Here is a 5,684-nt window from a genome sequence, read left to right as displayed (position 1 = left end):
TGGTGACGCCCTCGGCGTCGTAGTTGTTCACCCACTCCAGCAGCGACTCACGGTCGGTGTTCCCCTCGAGCAGCCCCTGCAACAGGATGTTCGCGGCGTCGTAGCCCTCCGTGGAGTACGTGCCGGGAGCCTGACCAGCCGAGGCCTCGTAGGCCGCGGCGAACTCGTCGTCGGCAGGCGCGCACGGGCAGGTCAGCACGGCGCCGTCGGCCGCCGAGCCGGCACCGTCGACGAAGCCCGGATCGAGGGTGCCGTCACCGGACATGAACAGACCGTCGTAGCCGCCGGACCGGAGCTGGCCCACGAGGGCGGCAGCCTCGGCGTAGTAGCCGGCGAAGTAGACCGCGTCAGCATCGGAGGCGTTGACGGCGGTGACGGCGGGACCGAAGTCCGTGTCGCCGACCTGGATCGTCTCGGTGCCCACCACGAGGTCGCCGAGAGCCTCCTCGACACCTCCGCCGAGCCCAGCCCCATACTCGGAGGCGTCATCGATCACGAAGACACCCGCGGAGCCGACGCCCTGCAGGTATGTCGCGACGGCGGGTGCCTGGGTGTCGTCGTTACCGATGATCCGGTGGAAGGTGTCCCACTCGTTCAACGCAAGATCGGGGTTGGTGGCCGACGGTGACACCGTGACCAGGCCCGCCTGCGCGAACACCTCGCCGGTGGCTGCGGTCTCACCGGAGAAGGTGGGGCCGATCACGCCGACGATGTCGTTGTTGCTGACGATCTCCGAGACCAGGTTGGTCGCCTGGGCCGGGTCGCCCTGGGTGTCGGCTCGCTCGATCGACACCTCGCAGTCGGGGTTCGCCTCCTGGAACTGCTCGAGCGCGAGCTGGCTGCCGTTGACGATGTTGACGCCGAGGTTGGCTGCCGGTCCGGTCAGCGGTCCCACGTATGCGAGGACGCCGGAGCAGTCTTCGCCTCCGCCGCCGCCGTCGCCCCCATCGCCGTCGCCTCCGCCGCCACCGTCTCCGCCGGTGGTGCCGCAAGCGGCCAGTGCAAGTCCGGCTGCCGCCAGGAGTCCTGCGGTGCGCCAGATGGTCGTGGATCGGGACATTCGTTCCTCCGCGGGAGGTGTGTGCCGGGCAGCTTCGCCCGATCGGATTGGGTGGCCCGAAACTTAACACCACGAGTCAAGCACGCACCCCTGACCTGCGCAGTCGTTACGTACTCGTAACGGGGGCTGGCAGGATCGTGCCCCGTGGACGTGCGTGCGATCGAGCTGCTGCTGAGCCCCGAGGGGTGGAGCCTGCTGTCGAAGATGCCGCCCTATGACGAGGACGGCGCTCTTCAGCTCGCCTCCGGGCTGCGCGATCGCGGCGTGGATCCCGATCTCGTGGCCGCGGTGATGACCCAGAGCCGACTGCGCACGCGGGCCCGCAGCAAGTTCGGCGTGTTCGCCGACGAGATGCTGTTCACGCAGGCGGGCCTGGAGCAGGCGACCCGGTTGCAGGTCGCCGCGCGGCACGCCCGGCGCTACGCCGCAGCCGGAGTCCGCAAGGTCGCCGATCTCGGCTGCGGCATCGGCAGCGACGCGATGGCGCTCGCAGGGCTCGAGGTGCCGGTTCTCGCCGTCGAGCAGGACGAGATCACCGCCACGATCGCGGCGGTCAACCTGCGGGCCTTCGAGGCGGTCACGGTCCGCCAGGGCGATGCGCTCGCCGTGGACCTGACCGCCGAGGGCGTGGACGCCGTGTACGCCGACCCCGCCCGCCGGACCCGCCGCGGCACCCGTGTGTTCGACCCGCGCTCCTACTCCCCCGATCTCGACACGCTGCTCGCGATCCGCCACGAGATCCCGGCGCTGGGCCTCAAGGTCGGACCTGGCATCCCTTACCGCGCGCTGCCGAGCCAGGCGCACGCGCAGTGGGTGAGCGTCGACGGCGACGTGGTCGAGGCCGGACTCTGGTTCGGTCCCCTCGCACCCGAGGGGTCCGGCCGAAGCGCGTTGCTGCTGGACGCCGAGGGCGCCCACCTGCTCAGCCGGCCCGGCGACGCGGACGCCGCGGCCGCCCACGCCGACTCCGGACCGCTCAGCAGCTACCTCTACGAGCCCGACGGCGCCGTGATCCGCGCCGGTCTCGTGGCCCCCCTCGCCGAGGATCTCGGCGGCACCTTGGTCGATCCCTCGATCGCGTACATCACGACGACGGCGGAGCGCCCCACGCCGTTCGCCTCCGGTTTTCGCGTGCTCGACTCGTTCGACTTCGGGCTCAAGCGGCTGCGGGCCTACCTGCGCGACCGCGACGTGGGGCGAGTGACGATCAAGAAGCGAGGCACCGCCGTCGTGCCGGATCAGCTGCGCCAGCAGCTGGGTCTGAAGGGAACGCAGGAGGCGACGATCGTGCTGACCCGGCTGGCGGGGAAGCAGAGTGTCGTGGTGGTGGAACCGCTGCGGGGCTGACTCGTGCGAGGCTGAACGCATGGGCCAGGTCTATGAGGCGATCACGCCGCGGCTGCAGCAGTTCATCGAGGCGCAGCACGTGTTCTTCGTGGCCACCGCGCCGCTCTCGGACACCGGGCGCGTCAACGTCTCCCCCAAGGGCATCGACGGCACGTTCGCTGTGGTGGACGACCGCACGGTGGCCTACCTCGACATCACGGCCAGCGGCGCCGAGACCATCGCGCACCTGCGCGAGAACGGTCGGATCACGATCATGTTCTGCAGCTTCGAGCGGCAGCCCAAGATCCTGCGCCTACACGGACGCGGCCGCGTGGTCTCGGTGCACGATCCCGAGTTCGCGCAGTGGCAGCCGCGGTTCCCCGAGACGATCGCAGCGCGGTCGGTGATCGTGGTGGACGTGGAGCGTGTCTCCGACTCCTGCGGCTACGGGCTGCCACTGTTCGAGGGCGCGAGCGAGCGCGACATGCTGATCGGGCACATCGAGCGCAAGGGGTCCGAGGGCATCAGCGCCTACCGCGTCGAGAAGAACGCCACCAGCATCGACGGGCTCCCGGCGTTCGAGGAGCGAGAGGACGCAGATCCCGTGCACGCGGAGCCCTCGCACGCGTGATGATGAGCGCGTGACCCTGGACTTCGCGCACTCCGAGCGCTCCACGCTGGGCGTGGAGTGGGAGCTCGCACTCGTCGACGCTGACACCGGCGACCTACGGCAGGTCGCACAGACCGTGCTCGACGCGGTAGCTCCTGCCGATGGCTCGCAGCACCCCACGATCCGGCAGGAGCTGCTGCTCAACACCGTGGAGCTCGTGACCGGTGTGTGCCGCACGGTGCCGGAGGCGATGGCGGACCTGGATCGCAGCATCGCGCTGGTGCGCGAGATCACCGACCCGCTGCGGGTGGAGCTCATGTGCGCCGGCACGCACCCGTTCGGGCACTGGGCGAACCAGAAGGTCACGAACAAGGGCCGCTACGCCACCCTGATCGACCGCACCCAGTGGTGGGGCCGGCAGATGCTGATCTACGGCGTGCACGTGCACGTCGGGGTCGAGAGCCGCGACAAGGTGCTGCCGATTCTCGGTGCGCTGCTCACCTACTACCCGCACCTGCTCGCGCTCTCGTGCTCCTCCCCGTACTGGGACGGCCGCGACACCTCCTATGCCTCCAACCGCGCGCTGCTGTTCCAGCAACTCCCCACCGCCGGGCTGCCGTTCACCGAGATCCGCGCGTGGCCCCAGCTCGAGCGGTACGTCGACGACATGCTCCGCACCGGCGTGATCGACTCCTTCGACGAGATCCGCTGGGACATCCGCCCCTCGCTCGAGTTCGGCACTCTCGAGATGCGGATCTTCGACGGCGTCACGAACCGTGCCGAGCTCGCCTCGCTCGTCGCGTTGGTGCACTGCCTGGTGGAGTGGCTGTCTCGGCGGCTCGACGCCGGCGAGACGCTGCCGACGATCACCCCGTGGTTCCTCACCGAGAACAAGTGGCGCGCCGCCAGGTACGGGATGGAGGCGATCGTCATCCTCGACGAGGCCGGCAACGAGGAGCTCGTCACCGACTCCCTCGAGCGGCTGGTCGCGACGCTTCGCCCGGTCGCCGCGGACCTGGGCTGCTCGGAGGATCTCGACGGCGTGCTGCAGTTCGCGCGCAACGGCGCCTCGTACCAGCGCCAGCGCGACGTCGCTGCCGCCCACGGTGGCGAGCTCGAGCACGTGGTCGCGCACCTGGTGTCGGAGTTCCGCGCCGGCCGCCCCCTACCACCGCGCTGACATCGCTGGCGTTGCAAGACCCGCCATCGCGATCACTTCCACAACGTTCCGGCTGCGCGGCCGGGGCGGAACCCGCCCGCCTGGACACGTCTGCAACGTCCTCGACGAGCGCGTCCGGTGCACCAGCGCAAACTCAGCTGAGGATGCCTTGCTGATACCCCGCAGCTACAGCCGCGGCGCGGTCGGTGACGCCGAGCTTGGTGTAGATGTGCACGAGGTGAGTCTTCACCGTCGCCTCACTGACGAACAGCTCACGGGCGATCAGCCGGTTCGAGGTGCCCTTCGCCACCAGCGCCAGGACCTCCCGCTCCCGTGCACTCAGTGACGCACTCCCCTGCGGACTGCGCACGTGCGAGGCGAGCCGGCTCGCCACCGCAGGCGAGAGCACCGCCTCACCCGCCGCCGTCGAACGGACCGCGGCGACCAGCGACTCGGTGGGGGCGTCCTTGAGGAGGTACCCGGTCGCGCCGGCCTCGATGGCCGCCACAGTGTCCGAGTCGGTGTCGTAGGTGGTGAGCACGAGCACACGGGTTGCACTGCCGAGCCGCCGCAGCTCGCGCACGGCGTCCACGCCGTTGCCGCCCGGCATGCGCAGATCCATCACCACCACGTCGGGCTCTAGCCGGACCGCGAGCGCGACCGCCTCCGGTCCGCTCTCCGCCTGCCCCACCACCTCGAGCCCCTCGGTGGCGGACAAGGTCGAGGCCACGCCGTCGCGCACCACGGGGTGGTCATCGGCCACCACGATCCGGATCATGCGGCGCTCCGGGCGAGCGCCGGAAGCCGCACGGACACGGCGGTGCCGGCTCCTGGTGCCGCCTCGATCTCGAGCGCCCCGGCGAGCCGGTCGGTGCGCTGCCGCATGCCGCGGAGCCCGAACGAGGCGGGTGGCGCGGCGTGCGCGGGGTCGAAGCCCACGCCGTCGTCGCGGACGTCGAGGATGAGCTCCTCGTCGTCGTACGTGAGGGTGATGCCCACACGGCTGGCGCCGGCGTGCTTGCCCACGTTCGAGAGCGCCTCCTGCGCGATCCGCAGCGCGGTGGCCTCGACCTCCGGGTGCAACGGCCGTGGCTCGCCAGCGATGATCGCCTCGGCCCGGACCTCGTGCTGCGCACCCCAGGCGGACACGAGGGCCGACACGGCGTCGGGCAACGTACCGCCGCTGAGCGGTGCTGGTGCGAGGTTCATCACCGATCGCCGCGCGTCTGCGAGCGCCTCCCGTGCCAGGTCGGCCGCCCGATCGACTCGCGAGCGCACGGCGTCCGGGTCGTGTTGCTCCTGCGCCGCCTGCAGCTGGGCGAGCACGCCCGCGAGCGACTGCGCGATCGTGTCATGGATCTCCCGAGCCAGGCGCTGCCGCTCCTGCTGGGTGCCGGCCTCGTGCGCCTGGGCCACCACGGTCTCCTGCAGCCGGGCGTTCTCGCTGAGCGCCTGCTCCAGGTCGGCGTTGAGCGACTCCAGCTCGCTGATCGCGGCGGCGCGGGCCGCGTTCGACCTCTCCATCGAGT

At 70.7% G+C, this 5,684-nt stretch carries 6 protein-coding genes; 3 read left to right on the top strand and 3 right to left on the bottom strand.

What is annotated here, in order from left to right:
* A partial coding sequence (locus ACOJSN_RS22125; RefSeq protein ID WP_420114649.1) for a branched-chain amino acid ABC transporter substrate-binding protein occupies nt 1-1,060 on the bottom strand: 1,060 nt, incomplete at its 3' end.
* A gap of 144 nt (nt 1,061-1,204) precedes the next feature.
* On the opposite strand from ACOJSN_RS22125, the gene ACOJSN_RS22120 reads away from it, so the two are divergent.
* The 3 genes from ACOJSN_RS22120 to ACOJSN_RS22110 are packed head-to-tail and all read left to right on the top strand — an operon-like array spanning nt 1,205 to nt 4,176.
* Nucleotides 1,205-2,407, top strand: coding sequence for a THUMP-like domain-containing protein (locus ACOJSN_RS22120; protein WP_420114648.1), 1,203 nt, complete (start codon nt 1,205-1,207; stop codon nt 2,405-2,407).
* A gap of 19 nt (nt 2,408-2,426) precedes the next feature.
* The gene (locus ACOJSN_RS22115; RefSeq protein ID WP_420114647.1) at nt 2,427-3,017 is read left to right on the top strand and encodes a pyridoxamine 5'-phosphate oxidase family protein; all 591 of its coding nucleotides are present in this window, start codon (nt 2,427-2,429) and stop codon (nt 3,015-3,017) included.
* 10 nt (nt 3,018-3,027) lie between these two features.
* A complete protein-coding gene (locus ACOJSN_RS22110; protein ID WP_420114646.1) occupies nt 3,028-4,176 on the top strand; it encodes a glutamate--cysteine ligase in 1,149 nt (382 codons plus the stop codon).
* A 133-nt stretch (nt 4,177-4,309) separates the two neighbouring features.
* On the opposite strand, the gene ACOJSN_RS22105 is transcribed toward ACOJSN_RS22110, so the two are convergent.
* Both ACOJSN_RS22105 and ACOJSN_RS22100 read right to left on the bottom strand, forming a co-directional pair.
* Nucleotides 4,310-4,933, bottom strand: a complete 624-nt coding sequence (locus tag ACOJSN_RS22105) for a response regulator (RefSeq protein WP_420114645.1) — start codon at nt 4,931-4,933, stop codon at nt 4,310-4,312.
* Nucleotides 4,930-5,684: sensor histidine kinase (locus tag ACOJSN_RS22100; RefSeq protein ID WP_420114644.1), on the bottom strand; the 755-nt coding region annotated here is incomplete at its 5' end. The genes ACOJSN_RS22105 and ACOJSN_RS22100, both read right to left, overlap by 4 nt.

Source organism: Pseudactinotalea sp. (assembly GCF_048594945.1).
Lineage (GTDB): Bacteria > Actinomycetota > Actinomycetes > Actinomycetales > Beutenbergiaceae > Pseudactinotalea.
The sequence above is the reverse complement of the archived record's forward strand: the minus strand, read 5'-3'. Positions and strand labels throughout refer to the sequence as shown.

Excerpts from the sequence above, each read along its gene's own strand:
- ACOJSN_RS22115 (WP_420114647.1), top strand. The coding sequence starts at position 2,427 with ATGGGCCAGGTCTATGAGGCGATCACGCCGCGGCTGCAGCAGTTCATC.
- ACOJSN_RS22105 (WP_420114645.1), bottom strand. The coding sequence starts at position 4,933 with ATGATCCGGATCGTGGTGGCCGATGACCACCCCGTGGTGCGCGACGGC.